This is a genomic window from Shewanella xiamenensis (assembly GCF_014647135.1).
GTDB classification, from domain to species: Bacteria; Pseudomonadota; Gammaproteobacteria; order Enterobacterales; family Shewanellaceae; genus Shewanella; species Shewanella xiamenensis.
On the sequence record NZ_BMOP01000003.1, the window covers coordinates 41,779 to 55,089 of the forward strand.

Annotated in this window: 12 protein-coding genes; 6 read left to right on the top strand and 6 right to left on the bottom strand. The window is 45.5% G+C overall.

All coding sequences use genetic code 11. The features are described from left to right. The first annotated feature begins 13 nt into the window (after positions 1 to 13). Positions 14 to 1,027, top strand: coding sequence for a GGDEF domain-containing protein (locus IEY09_RS03385; protein ID WP_188869843.1), 1,014 nt, complete (start codon positions 14 to 16; stop codon positions 1,025 to 1,027). Between the two features lie 15 nt (positions 1,028 to 1,042). Here IEY09_RS03385 and IEY09_RS03390 read toward each other — a convergent pair whose 3' ends face one another. Then, positions 1,043 to 1,273 (bottom strand): hypothetical protein, encoded by a 231-nt coding sequence (locus IEY09_RS03390; protein WP_188869845.1) that lies wholly within the window; start codon positions 1,271 to 1,273, stop codon positions 1,043 to 1,045. Positions 1,274 to 1,343: 70 nt separating this feature from the next. On the opposite strand from IEY09_RS03390, the gene IEY09_RS03395 reads away from it, so the two are divergent. Further along, complete coding sequence (locus IEY09_RS03395; RefSeq protein ID WP_047539874.1) at positions 1,344 to 1,760, top strand: META domain-containing protein; 417 nt, start codon at positions 1,344 to 1,346, stop codon at positions 1,758 to 1,760. 68 nt (positions 1,761 to 1,828) lie between these two features. Here IEY09_RS03395 and IEY09_RS03400 read toward each other — a convergent pair whose 3' ends face one another. Continuing rightward, positions 1,829 to 3,151 (bottom strand): dicarboxylate/amino acid:cation symporter, encoded by a 1,323-nt coding sequence (locus IEY09_RS03400; RefSeq protein WP_037414623.1) that lies wholly within the window; start codon positions 3,149 to 3,151, stop codon positions 1,829 to 1,831. A 162-nt stretch (positions 3,152 to 3,313) separates the two neighbouring features. Next, on the bottom strand, positions 3,314 to 3,610 hold the full coding sequence (locus tag IEY09_RS03405; protein WP_037414621.1) for a DUF4234 domain-containing protein: 297 nt from the start codon (positions 3,608 to 3,610) through the stop codon (positions 3,314 to 3,316). A gap of 218 nt (positions 3,611 to 3,828) precedes the next feature. Here IEY09_RS03405 and IEY09_RS03410 point away from each other — a divergent pair, with 218 nt between their 5' ends. Next, complete coding sequence (locus IEY09_RS03410; protein WP_188869847.1) at positions 3,829 to 4,272, top strand: GNAT family N-acetyltransferase; 444 nt, start codon at positions 3,829 to 3,831, stop codon at positions 4,270 to 4,272. A 58-nt stretch (positions 4,273 to 4,330) separates the two neighbouring features. On the opposite strand, the gene IEY09_RS03415 is transcribed toward IEY09_RS03410, so the two are convergent. The 3 genes from IEY09_RS03415 to IEY09_RS03425 all read right to left on the bottom strand — a co-directional run bounded on the left by IEY09_RS03415 (position 4,331) and on the right by IEY09_RS03425 (position 8,832). Next, positions 4,331 to 5,623: an SLC5/6 family protein gene (locus IEY09_RS03415; protein ID WP_037414617.1), complete on the bottom strand. Its 1,293-nt coding sequence runs from the start codon at positions 5,621 to 5,623 to the stop codon at positions 4,331 to 4,333. A 448-nt stretch (positions 5,624 to 6,071) separates the two neighbouring features. Continuing rightward, positions 6,072 to 8,639: an acylase gene (locus tag IEY09_RS03420; RefSeq protein ID WP_188869849.1), complete on the bottom strand. Its 2,568-nt coding sequence runs from the start codon at positions 8,637 to 8,639 to the stop codon at positions 6,072 to 6,074. After that, complete coding sequence (locus IEY09_RS03425; RefSeq protein WP_186295901.1) at positions 8,575 to 8,832, bottom strand: hypothetical protein; 258 nt, start codon at positions 8,830 to 8,832, stop codon at positions 8,575 to 8,577. Before IEY09_RS03425 ends, IEY09_RS03420 begins: the two co-directional genes overlap by 65 nt. Positions 8,833 to 8,907: 75 nt before the next feature. On the opposite strand from IEY09_RS03425, the gene yjjX reads away from it, so the two are divergent. The 3 genes from yjjX (at position 8,908) to IEY09_RS03440 (ending at position 13,246) form a co-directional block, all read left to right on the top strand. Next, positions 8,908 to 9,447 carry an inosine/xanthosine triphosphatase gene (yjjX, locus tag IEY09_RS03430; protein WP_055647393.1) on the top strand — a complete coding sequence of 180 codons (540 nt, stop codon included), beginning with the start codon at positions 8,908 to 8,910 and terminating at the stop codon, positions 9,445 to 9,447. Positions 9,448 to 9,598: 151 nt separating this feature from the next. Beyond that, positions 9,599 to 10,528, top strand: a complete 930-nt coding sequence (locus tag IEY09_RS03435; protein ID WP_037414613.1) for a bifunctional helix-turn-helix transcriptional regulator/GNAT family N-acetyltransferase — start codon at positions 9,599 to 9,601, stop codon at positions 10,526 to 10,528. A gap of 267 nt (positions 10,529 to 10,795) precedes the next feature. Next, on the top strand, positions 10,796 to 13,246 hold the full coding sequence (locus IEY09_RS03440; protein WP_188869852.1) for an ankyrin repeat domain-containing protein: 2,451 nt from the start codon (positions 10,796 to 10,798) through the stop codon (positions 13,244 to 13,246). Positions 13,247 to 13,311: the final 65 nt, after the last annotated feature.

The following is a 13,311-nucleotide window of genomic DNA, read 5'->3' on the forward strand; positions in this document are numbered from 1 at the left end:
TACTCGCCATTTTATGCTGCCAGAGACTATCAATCCCCAAATCAGTGTGCTTGACAACGATCTACTTCAAGTCAATTTAGGTCGTTGGATGCAACAATGCGAATTAATAAAAAGTTACTACAGCGCTACCCACGTGTTTGTATTACAGATAACGCAATCGGGTTTTGAAGTGATCGTCAGTTCCGTCAGCGAAACGCCGCTTTTTACTTCTGGCACGCTTTTTCCAAATAACTTCCCGCTCTTTGAAGCATTAAAAAATAGCAACATAGACGGAGATTATCTCAATTTAAGCCGCTTTATGCTCGATGAACTTCCAAGAGATTTTGACGGAATTCAATACATTCTGTCCCGCCCCATTGCATGGCCAGATGGCAGTCAATTTGGTTCACTATGCGTGTTAAATCCCCATATGGCCGATCCTTTAAGCAACAGCGCCATGCTTGAACCTTTCCAAATCCTGCTTCAGCAGGAATTATCCCTGTTATGTCAAAACCATAGAATCGAATCGCTATCAATGCGCGATCAAGAGACCGGCATGCTCAACCATTACGGCTTTATGATGATGGCTCCTAGGCAACTCAATCTTGGACGACGCTTTGGTGCCCATGCGGGGATTCTTTTCTTCGAATTGATTGAAGCTGACTCGCCGGAAAAACGCTTAGAAGAGAAACACCACAGGCTGCTGGGCAATTTAGTCCAAGATACCATTCGCACCGCCGATGTGGCCGCCCATTTCAGCGCAACCCAGTTTGTGGTGTTAGCCTTTGTCGATAGTGAGCGCGATATATTGCACATTATGAAGCGGGTCGAAAAACAATTAGAGCAGCAAAATCACCATCTCAAGCTCGATGCCAGTTACAGCTTTTTTACCCCCGAATCGACGGCCAAGTTAGCGCCCATGATGGAAGATGCTCGCTGTAAACTAAAATCTATGTTGCAAGAGCCAACACAATCGAGCAGTAATCAGGCAAAAGGGATCAATGCCGAGCTTTATAACAACCCCGCTGCAGACTCGGCCGAGTTGTAAAAGTCGCAAACGCTATTATTTTGGCAACTCATCCTGACGCTTCGCCCATTGGATAAATAACACCACAGGATAAGGTGACATCAACACTAAGCCTAAGCCAATTAAGCTTGCGATCAATAACATCCCACTGATTTCTAGACTCCATTGGGTCAACATATAGATCCCAAGTCCACAAACTAACATCAAAACACCTAACCAATGTAAAAACTTCAATAAATTCATAGTGCTTTTAATGGTATCTGTCATATAAACCTCTTTTTATCTCCCGCTAAACTTGTACACTATGGTCATGAATACGGAAAAAGGAACTGAGACAATGTTAAAACAAACATTTCTATTAAGCGCATTACTTTTTGGCTTAACGGCTTGTCAGAGTACTGACGTCGCCCATCAAGACACAGTGTCATTACAGGGAAGCTGGCATATTGAAGCAGTCCAAGGACAACCGACTGTTGATTACAGCCCAGCTCAAATCACCTTCGATGCTGAAGGTAAGCTTTCAGGCAATAACAGCTGCAATAACTTTTTTGGCCAATATAACCAGCAAGGACAGGAGCTGAAAATCATCCCTGGTGGTAGCACCATGAAAGCCTGTGTCGATTCATTGATGCAGCAAGAGCATAAAGTCATGCAAGCACTACCACTGGTCGCTAAGGCCAAATTAGTGCAAGGACGTCTGACATTACTCAGCAGCGACGATAAACCTGTTCTAGTGTTAACCCAACTGAAATAAAAGTGTATCGATAATAAAAAACCGCCAATTGGCGGTTTTTTATTCGAATCAAATCTTAACTCGATCGATTAACTCTTAGTCGCAGCACTTTCGTTTGCGGCATTTTGCTCTGCAATCACGGCGCTTTGCACCATATCAGCATTGTAATGCTCAACGTCAAGCTCATCTTCTGATTTGGCAATTACGGTCGTCGCCACTAAGTCACCAGAGACGTTCACAACAGTTCGCGCCATATCCAAAATGCGGTCAATCCCCGCAATCAAGGCTACACCTTCTAAGGGTAAGCCCACAGTCGAGAGCACTAGAGTCAACATCACTAAGCCTGCGCCCGGTACCCCCGCGGTGCCGATTGAGGCTAACGTCGCGGTTAAAATAATCGTTAGATAGTCGACCCAAGTTAAATCAATCCCAAAGGCCTGCGCCACAAATAGCGCGGTCACGCCTTGGTATAGGGCTGTACCATCCATATTGATGGTGGTGCCTAAGGGCAATACAAAACTGGAGATCTTCTTGTTTACCCCAAGATATTCGCTCGCACATTTCATACTTGCAGGTAAAGTGCCTGCCGAACTTGAGGTGGTAAATGCCACCGCCATCGCATTGCTGATCCCCTTAAAAAAATGCAACGGATTAAGCTTGGCAAATAGGCGCAGCACTATGCTGTAGAAACCTAACACATGGATAATACAGCCAATATAAACGGCAATAATGACTTTAATCAGTGGCCATAGCATGTCGATGCCATACTCACCCGCAACCCATGCCATTAGACCAAACACACCATAGGGCGCAAGCTTCATCACCATATCGGTCAACTTGTACATGGCCTCGGCAAGGCTCTCAAACACCTTAATCGCAGGTTTGCCATGGTCGCCAATCAATACCAATGCAATCCCAAGTGCCACGGCAAACACAATGACTTGTAGGATCTGGCCACTCGCCAATGCAGCGACGGGGTTGGTGGGCACTATATCAATCAGCGTTTGCATCACCGAGGGTACTTCTTTGGCCGTACTTACCGCCTCGTGTTGCAACAAAGGAACACCCGCACCAGGCTGAATCACATAGCCCACCACTAAGCCTAGGCTTATCGCAATCGCCGTCGTACAGAGATAAAACGCAAAGGATTTAAAACCAATCCGTCCCATTTTGGCGGTATCCTCCATTGAGGTGACACCAACAATCAAGGAACAAAAGACTAAAGGCACAATCAGCATTTTGATGGTATTCACAAACAGCGTGCCAATAGGTTTTAGGTAGGAAGCCTGCTCGCCTAAAGTGACCCCCACCAGAATCCCGAGCACCATACCAACGAAAATTTGTAGCCACAGGGGCACTGACATCCAAGCAGACCAGATCCGGCCTAAGGCTGATGACCTTTGTTTTGACATGTTTATAACCTTGAATTTGAAATGATGATAGGGCAAAGCCTTATCCTTGGCGGGACTAACCTTCAATTAGCCAGCCGCCGAGTCTACCATAAGCAATAAAACTTTAAGGATGATCTATATCACGTTGATATCAACCGCGGCAAAATCCAGCTAAAGCATGGCTTAGGCCTCGAATTGCGCCGTATTGTCTGACGGAGCAAAACGTTGACGATACAACGATGCAGGCGGCTGCTCGCACTCGATAAGGTAGCTCCAATAGTCATCATCGAAACCGCTAAAGAGTGACTGATTTTCCCCCTGAGATTTGAGGATCAAATACCACCAAACCAGCCCCCATAAGCCAAAGGTAACTAAAGTTAGCATAAAGTGCATCCCATGGTTAACTTGAAGATCTTTATGAGCATCATAAGGTTGTAAGAATATTGGTTTAAACCGACGAGTTGATTTAACGAATCCCATAATCGCGCCACTTCTGCTAGTGAAAACCTTATTCAAGCCTAGCAGACTAGACTTTAGTCGTACAAAATTTAGCCGCAATTAAAGGGCAATAGGGATCTGTGCTCACTCGTTCTGATGGGGGGTTCCGTGCTACAGTGTATGCCTAACTCATCCCGACACATCAGCGTCATCCCAAACACAAGAGCGGTAAATGCCATTAACCGCCGAGGAGTTGTTAAATGTTGATCCGTAAAGCTAAAGTGCAAGATCTTAGCGCCCTAGTCCAATTTAATCAGGCAATGGCTCAAGAGACTGAAGGTCTTGTCTTAGATGAAACCACGCTTATCAAAGGCGTCAATACCCTACTTAGTCATCCCGAAAAAGGCTTTTACCTGGTGGCTGAAATCGATGCCGAAATTGTCGGCTCGCTGATGGTTACCTTCGAGTGGAGCGACTGGCGAGCCAAAGATTACTACTGGATCCAGAGCGTATATATTCGCCCGCAAAATCGCCGTCAGGGGATTTATGGCAAGCTCTATGCTGAGGTAAAACAATTGGCCGAGGCCAATGGTGGCGCCGCCAGCTTCCGTTTATATGTCGAGCAGGAAAACCTCGCAGCCCAGCAAACCTACCAAGCCTTAGGGATGAAGCAAAGTTACTATCTAATGTACGAAGAAAAGTAATAAAAAAGGATCGAGCAATGCTCGATCCTTTCATTTAAACCGCTTATGTATCTCAGTCTTAACTGAGTAGACCAAATAGAATCGCCGTCATCGCCAGTAAACCTGCAATCACCACAAACACATTGCTGATACGGTGACGATAAGCTTTTAGTGCCGGCACTTTATACACTGCATACATTGGCATTAAGTACAAAATCGCCGCAATCACCGGGCCGCCTAGTGCCTCAATCATTCCCAGAATACTTGGGTTTTTAATCGCAACGCCCCAAATGGTGGCAAACATAAACACGAGGATAAACTTGTTCAGTTTATTGTCACAGACTTGCTTATTGCTTGAGCGTAATTGCTTAACAATAATGCCCTTCATACCTTCAGTTGCGCCCATATAGTGACCAAAGAAGGAAGAAACAATCGCGATAAAGGCAATGAAAGGCCCGAAATAACTGACAAAACCGCTATCATGCACGTTTGCTAAATAGGACAAAATCGGCAGGTTCTTTGCCTTCGCTTCGGCCAATTGTTCAGGCGACAATGACAACACGCAGGAGAACACAAATAGCATCACAAAGCCGACTAACATCATCGAGGTATTACGCAGGATCACATCGGCCTTACGTGCAGCATTGCCGCCATGGTCGCGCTTAAGGGAAACCGAAAATTGCGAAATCGCCGGAGAATGGTTAAAGGCAAACACCAGTACAGGGATGGTTAGCCATACTGTGCCTAAAAAGGCGCCGGTTTCAGGCACAACTTGCAGTGCATCCATTTTCCATTCAGGAATAAGATACAAAGACATAAAGGCCAAAATCCCTACCAGCGGATACACCAGTAGTTGAGTCACCTTCAACATAAATTGCTCACCGGCTACCATCACGGCCATCATGCCGAAAATCAAGATACCAGAAAGCAGAAAACGCGGCGGTGATGCCATGCCCAATTGGTTGACGATAAAACTATCAACAGTATTGGTGATCCCCACGCCATAGATCAGCACAATCGGATAGATCGCTAAAAAATAGAGCAGCGTAATCGCCTTGCCCGCGCCAATCCCAAAGTGTTCTTCAACCACTTGGGTAATGTCACTGCCAGGAATGCTCGATGAACAAACAAAGCGTGAAAGACCACGGTGGGCCAAATAGGTCATAGGTCCGATGATAATGGCCATCAAGACTAAGGGCCAAAAACCACCCATACCCGCATTGATAGGTAGAAAGAGAATGCCCGCCCCCACAGCGGTACCAAATAAACTCAGCATCCAAGTAGTATCTTGGCGCGTCCAAGGTAAGCGTCTTGTTGTGCTTTCTTGCGTGCTTTGAGGTGTTTCTAAAACACTGATCGCATCTTTTTGCATAGTAAAATTACCTTACGGTGAAACCGCATAAAAAATTCGGCGTAAGGATAGCGAAAAAGCTTAAGCAAAAGTTGATCTAAAACCATTTTAAGTAATGGAATTTCAAATAAAGCTGGGATTGAGATCTAGATCTATGAATTTATGTAATAAATTTTCAATGGTGCATCAAAGTGATCACAATTAATCACCAAGAAAGTACAGTAAATTTACCCTTAAGCCTAAATGGCGACATTACTCTGTCGTCGATAAAAGCCACAAAAACGTGTTAAGTCGCAAAAAACCGATAAATACAACAAAGCTCAAACAACCACTATAAAAACTTGAACTAGATCACTAGCGGCATTGTTAAATTTTTACATTTTGTAACGTTGAACAACCTATAAAAAGCCCACCCAATAAAAAGGCCCACCTAAGTGGGCCAATGAATCACCACCCGACTAGCGCAGCATTATTGGGCTTTTTGCAGCACCAACTCAGTGGTTGAGACTACGGCTGGCGCAATATCAGCTTCCTTAAACAGTAAAGGACGGAAACTCTTACTGCTGGAATACAGATTGCTTTGGTCGGTAAAGGACGGCGACAGTATATTACTCGACTGAGAATAAGTGAGTATGCCGCGGGCAACAGGGCCCTCATCGGTAAAGCTCACCGCCATCATCCAACTTGAACCATAACGTATTTGATATCCCTTCGCCGTTAAGCCAGAACCCATGGCTTTGCCTGTAACGACGTCCATCAGAGGCGCATATTTATGTTGTGGAATTAACGTATCGTCGCCTGACAAGCTAGTTGAAAACACGTTAAAACCACCCTCAGCGTTGTGACTCCCTGGCCAAGGCAAACGCGCTCCGCTGGCAGTACCATCGGGAAGAGACTTCTCGACAAACTGCACATCACCTAGCGGTGCATCTAAAGCAAAACCTGCGGCTTCTAAATTCAGCGCCGCATGGGCAAGCGCCACTAATGCACTGCCGTCGGTAGCCAGTGTATTCGGAGTGGTCGCCGCATTCGCGGGATCAAATCTCTTGGTCAGCATCGTCTTTTGATTAAACTGATGGGCAAATTCGCGCAGTAAGGCGCCGCCTTTGCTGTCATTATCTTGCTTACCATTCCAGGCTTTTAACGCCGCACAAGCTGAGGTGAGATCTTTTGATAAACTGGCAGACACTACCACAGGCGTACTGCCTTGTGCCTCACATTGGGCAATTAATGCCGGCAAGACCAGTTCAGCCAAGTAACTACGATTTGATAATACGGCAGCCTCCAACTCTTGGAGATTGAACTTACCATCGCTGCCTGCCGCATCCTGCATTAGCGTTAATCCCATACGGGTACGCAGTGATAATTGCCCTGCTTCTGGGCCATACATAGGCGAGAAGTACGTCAGGGGCTCATTCAAGTTTGTTGACCAGAAGGAATCATTAGAGTTTTGCACAAAGTCACTACGCTCCAGCTTAGGCGCACGTTCATAGGGCGTTGGGCCACTAAAGCTAAACAAGGAAGTATTACCCGGCAAAATAGTAAAGCCTGCTTTCTCTTTTGCTGCCTTAATATCGGGCGAAGTCTTTAACAGCACAACGGCAGACTCGGACAAACCGGGTACTGTCGAGTCATCGATATAGAAGGCATTGCCCTCTTTATCGGCATACATAGTGTTGTTGAAAATAACCCCGTCGTAATCTTTAAAGGCTTGTTGAAATTCATCTTTATTGGTCGCTAAGTTCATGGCGAGCCAGTGATCGACAGGATCCATTGTCGCCATATTGGCATCTTGGATCATAAAGGCACTGCCATCATCCCAACCAAAAGGCGCAAGCGTAGGTGGCGCCTCAACCATAGGGCCTTTGGCCGTGGTGTAAATATCCTTTTCAGCCACTAACATGCCCGCAGGACCGGCGTTCACTATGATAGAAACCGTCTCTTTATTGATCGGCATGGGCTTACCATCAAACAGATATTGCAATCTATCGCCCGAGACCAACTCAAGGTTGTACATCACAAAATGCTCAGCGGTAGAGAAGGTATGAGTCCAAGCTAAGTCTTTGTTAAAGCCAATATTGATTGGACCAGGCATCCCCACCAGCGAGCCGCCCATCATATCTAAATGCCCAGGAATAGTGATATGGGATTGCCAGAAACGCAGGTTACCCGTGTGCGGGAAATGCGGGTTGCCGAGCACCATACCGCGGCCATTTTCGGTCTTGTCTTTACCGAGTCCCCAGCCGTTAGAACCTAAATCCCGAGGATTGGTTTCTGGCGTGGTAATACGGGCTGCGCGGGCAATCAATTTAGACTGCATATCGCTGACAAACGCGGTCTGCTCTTGGCTCGGCGCTGGACCCACGATACGTGGCATATATTCCTGTGCATCCCCGGGATTAGCGTAGAAAATCAAATCGAGGAAGTTAGCCGCTCCGGGTAACAATGCAATGGAAAACAAATAAGTGACCACATCTTCAGGCACGATAGGTTTTACCCAAGGTTGGCCGCCACAGAAAGGTTCTGCTGTTTGTTTACCCGCCTCTACATCCGCAAGATACTGGTTATAACCCGCGGTAAAACCTTGGATCAATGCACGAGAGCGTTCACTAAACTGCGGCCACTTAGCTTCGGCTTGCTCACGGATTTTTAAGGCTTTGTAGGCAAAATCGGAGATTAAGTTGCCATTATCTTCGGCGGTAGGTAGCCCTGTGGTGAAATCTATCGACGCATGGGGGCCAAAGTACATAGAGCGCTGGGAATTCGCCTTAATAAAACCATCGGCGAGTACACAGAGGTTGTCCTGCGCCTGTGCGTAACCGCTACCAAAACCTAGGCTTTCTAAATTGTCGGCTTGGATATGGGGTACGCCGTAGGTGGTTCGTCGGATATTGGCTTTGAGTAAGCCATTAGGGGCAAAGGTTTGCAGTTGGGTTTCAGGTTCGGTTGGTGGAGTACTATCTTCGCTATCGTTACAGCCTGTGAGCATCACCCCGCAGGCCATCCCCATCGCGATCATGAGTTTGTTGAATTTCATTATTATTATCTCTTAATTTTGGTTCCTTCAATGACATCGCTTTACTGCTTAAATCAGCTAACTTACTGAAGGAGCAATAATGGCATGTCGCTTCCTGATGCTCTGCTATGGCTATTTGCTTCCCAAACATTTGCTTTTGCTGAGCTGTTTTTACTGAGTCATAGCAATGAATATGGCAGAATAGAAAACCCATAGGCGAGACACCTCCGACCATTTAAGCAATGATCCATATGAGCGTCCACTTTAAAAATCAAAATAAATAACTTATATGCAACAAAATATTATCAAGGTAATCGTTGGGTCGAAAAACCCCGTCAAAGTGAATGCTGCGACCAATGCGATGAAGCTGCTGTTTCCTGAATACCAGATTGAAACCCTCAGCATGGACGCACCTTCTGGCGTCCCCGCTCAGCCCATGACAGATAGCGATACCCGCCAAGGTGCAGTGAATCGCGTTAACTATTGCCAACGACATACCGAAGCTGATTATTATTTTGCGATGGAAGGCGGCGTCGACCATTTCGAGTTTGGCCCAGCAACCTTTGCCTATATTGCAATTGCTCACCAGCAACGCTTAAGCATTGGCCGTGGCGCACTGTTACCGCTGCCGATGCAGGTTTATCAGGCTCTTGAAGCGGGTGAAGAGCTGGGTCATGTGATGGATAGACTGTTTAATACTGTCAATATCAAACAAAAAGGTGGCGCAATAGGCCTGCTCACCCACGGCCACGCTACTCGTGAAAGCAATTATACCCAAGCGATCATCCTCGCGATGGCGCCGTTTTTAAATCCCGAGATTTACCCATAAATTTGTTAATAAAATATTGCAAAACAACGCAAGGCCCGCTAATTTAGTTGTAACTTGCAACTAAATTATGCGATATAAGCCTAGCTAGCCCACCGGCTTGCAATACTCGTCAGGCTCAACGTTGCATAACGTAAAGGCGTTTAATTTAACTATGGCAAATGATTTAGACTCATCTAGCCAACTCCGGCAGCTCTCTCGCTATATGGTGAGGCATCTAGGCATGCTTAACGCAGCAGTCGGTGATTTACCTCTCTCCCCCGTGCAAGCCCATGCTTTGCTTGAGATCGGTAATCAACCGCAAACCATTAAAGATCTCGCCAGCAAACTAAGTATTGATAAATCCAATGCTAGCCGAGCAATAAAGCACTTAATCGATAAGCATCTCGCCCAGAGCCAAATGCACCCTAAGGATAGTCGTTGCCTTGTCGTACAACTGACGCCTACAGGTAAAAAGTTACTTGCAAAACTCAATAGCCAACAAAATCAGCTTTTTCAAGAAATCTTAGCGCAACTCACCTCTGATCAAATTCACCATATTGAGCAAGCCCTCATGCAGTACAACCAAGCAATAGATAAAGCCAAACAACAGTCAGGCTGCATAATTCGTGCAGCCTCAGCCACCGATGATGCCGCCATAGCCCAAGTTATCCGCGATGTATCTGCCGAATATGGTTTGACCGCAGATAAAGGCTATAGCGTGGCCGACCCGACCTTAGATTGTTTAAGTCAGATTTATTCGCAAGCGGGTGCTCAATATTGGGTTGTTGAATATGAAGGTAGAGTCGTTGGTGGTGCAGGCATTGCCCCACTTGCCAATAATGCAGGCATTTGTGAACTACAAAAAATGTACTTTATGCCCGAAATCCGCGGTAAAGGCTTAGCTAAACGTTTAGCATTACTCGCTCTCGACTTTGCCCGTCAAACGGGTTACCAAAGCTGCTACTTAGAAACGACTGCGATATTAAAAGAAGCACTCAAGCTCTATGAACACTTAGGCTTTTACCCTCTGAGCGCACCACTGGGAAATACTGGCCACGATGCCTGTGAGATCCCGATGTTATTACCATTGCAACCTAAATAATTCCATTTAGCAGGCCACGGATGGTCTGCCAACCGAGTAAATCCCCGCTATATTCTTCGCTAAACATCCTGCCTGATAATAAGCGGCAATCAATGCCAATCAACACAGTTAATCACTTATTCAACTAAAATCAGTCTTTAATTCTCCTTATTAGCATAGAGTTTTAGTGGCTAACTATATTAAAATACACATAAAATCACTCAGTTAAATGATGTTTATTTGAAATAATTTTGCTGCATTATTGTTAAAGCATTAAAAGGGAAGCCCATGCTAAATTGGATTTTTGGTGATAATAATCTCACCCTGCGGGAAATATGTGTTAATAACGAGCTGTCTACAGCCAAGAAAATTCAAAAAATTAATAAGTACCTCGCCAATGGCGGTGATATTAATTTTATTGATCCCGATATTTCCCCCTGTAATGTGTTAGTCCCGCTTTCTCGTAGCCCTGAATCCGACCTCGAATTGATACAATATCTGCTGGATAATGGCGCTCAAATTGAATGCAATGGCTTTAGTGCCCTGCACGCAGCAATTGAGTTTAATAATCCTGAGTTGGTAAAGCTCTACCTCAAGGCTGGTGCTAACGTTTACTATCAAAATCAATTTAATAACTGCTGGTTAAACTACTTATTTCATCCAAATCCTCAGTATATCTACCAAGACAGTCAGCGTATTGCCATGATCGACCTCTTGCTTGAACTGGGATTGGATATCAATCATTCAGTGAGTTTTTGGACCAATGGCGAGTTAAATCATCCCTTAGAAATCCTTTATGCTGAGCGCAGTAAAGATGTCTTTTTACATATCATTAATAAAGATCTTTATTTGGACATTGGGCAATTAAGCCTGATTGAAGAGATTATTTTTTCCAGCGACTTTTGGGGAGTTGAAGCCTTCGCGCCATTAGTAAAACGCTATCCTGAGTTTAAAAAGTCCCGTTATATTATGGCCAACGATAGCAGCTTTTGGGATGACGCCAATTTACTCGAACTCTGTGTCTATGCTAAATCACAACAATACACTGAATATCTGCTAGATCATTATCCGCAGCTCAAAGCCGACTCCCACGCTAAAAGTTTGCTCTATGCGGCATTGACCTCAGAATTTGATCTCAGAATTATCGAAAAATTGATTAAGGCGACCGTCGATATCAATCGCATCTATAGGATGACACCGCCTGACGCCGACCATTCCCCCGTGCTCAACCAATTTATTGATAACGCGCAATTTACCGATGTGAATAAACGGCATTATATCTATCAAGCTCTAGAACTGTTGCTCAAATATGGTGCCAATCCAAATTCCGTATTTATGAATGCGGGTAAACCCTATGAAATGTTAGCTTGGTCGAACTTGCGACTATTGGTTTATCCGATGGTCGAGAAGAAAACCTTTCTGCCGGAGTTTCTCGACCTCTTCATAAAATATGGCATGGATATCAATAAAAAGTTTGGTGCGGTGGATGAACCAAGCTTGCTGACTATCTGCCAACGTGGTTCGGGTAAGGAAGATCAAGCCACACTTATCCAAGTGATGGAATATCTGCTCACCAAGGGACTCGATTTAAGCCTTACCAATATCTACAACACTAACTACGTGTCCGCTGCGGCCATCGCCTGTCGAACCCAAGTACTTGAATGGCTGATTAATCAAGGCGGGGATATTTTTACCCATTGCGGCCATGATAATTCGCCTATTCTGCACAAGGCGATTTCGACCTACTGGTGGGACCAAATCACAGGCCCGATGCGGCGTAATACTGTGGAACTATTACTAAGCCACGGAGCCAAAATTGAAGAATTCTCAGTAGATGAACAATTTACGCCACTGATGTGCGCCTGCTATTACGGCGCGCAGTCCTGCGTTGAGGTGTTACTAGAGCATGGCGCCAACCCCAATGCCATCAATGCCGAAGACACCACTCCAGCGCTTTGCGCCGTGATGGGCGGCAGCTCGAATGAGTTTCCACGCTTTGAATCAACAGCGGTGCGGATCTTAAGACTGCTGCAGCAATATGGCGCCGACTTAACCGTAAGTAACAGCTTAGGTTATAGCCCGCTGAGTGTGACTATGGAGCAGGAATACAAAGAGATTTTCGAAGTACTACTGCAAATTGTCCCCTACAGTGAAACTCAACTTGAGCAAGCCCTGAGCAAAGCCCAGCCACAAAGTTATTTCCAACGCCGGCTATTACAGAAACTAGGGCGTGAAATACCAGCTGCACCCACAGTTATCGACCATAACGTAGCGAAGCCAGAAGTCGCATCGCTTACGCTTGAATGTGGCACAACCCATATGGAGGCACCAAAACCTGCACATACTCATAAAGCCAGATTAGAGGTCAGTGATGCGGCGGTGGATAGAAGCCAAATTCCGACGCTGTTCGATCTCAAAAGCAAAGTACAGCAATTCTTTAAGCCGATAGCCAGCGATCCAAGCATCACGGCTCAACAGTTAAACTCAGTTAAAGAACAGGTTGAACTATTGATTGAAAAGCTCGACAACTTTAGCTTTTTCCGCAATCAAGCGACAAAAGCCGAATTTGAAGAAGGAGTTCAGGACTATCTCGATGAAATGGTTGATGAAATCAACAAGGTTATCGGGGATGATTATCCCGCACTTACCGAAGCCTTAGTCGATTCCGTCTGGACGATTTTGCAATACTTTAGAGTAGAGATTGAAATCGAAACTGCGCTAAGAAAGCGCTTTTGGTAACAGTTAGCACCTTAGCTAGCAACCCAAGATAAAGCCCCTTTTATATCGTCACTTAAAGGGGCTTT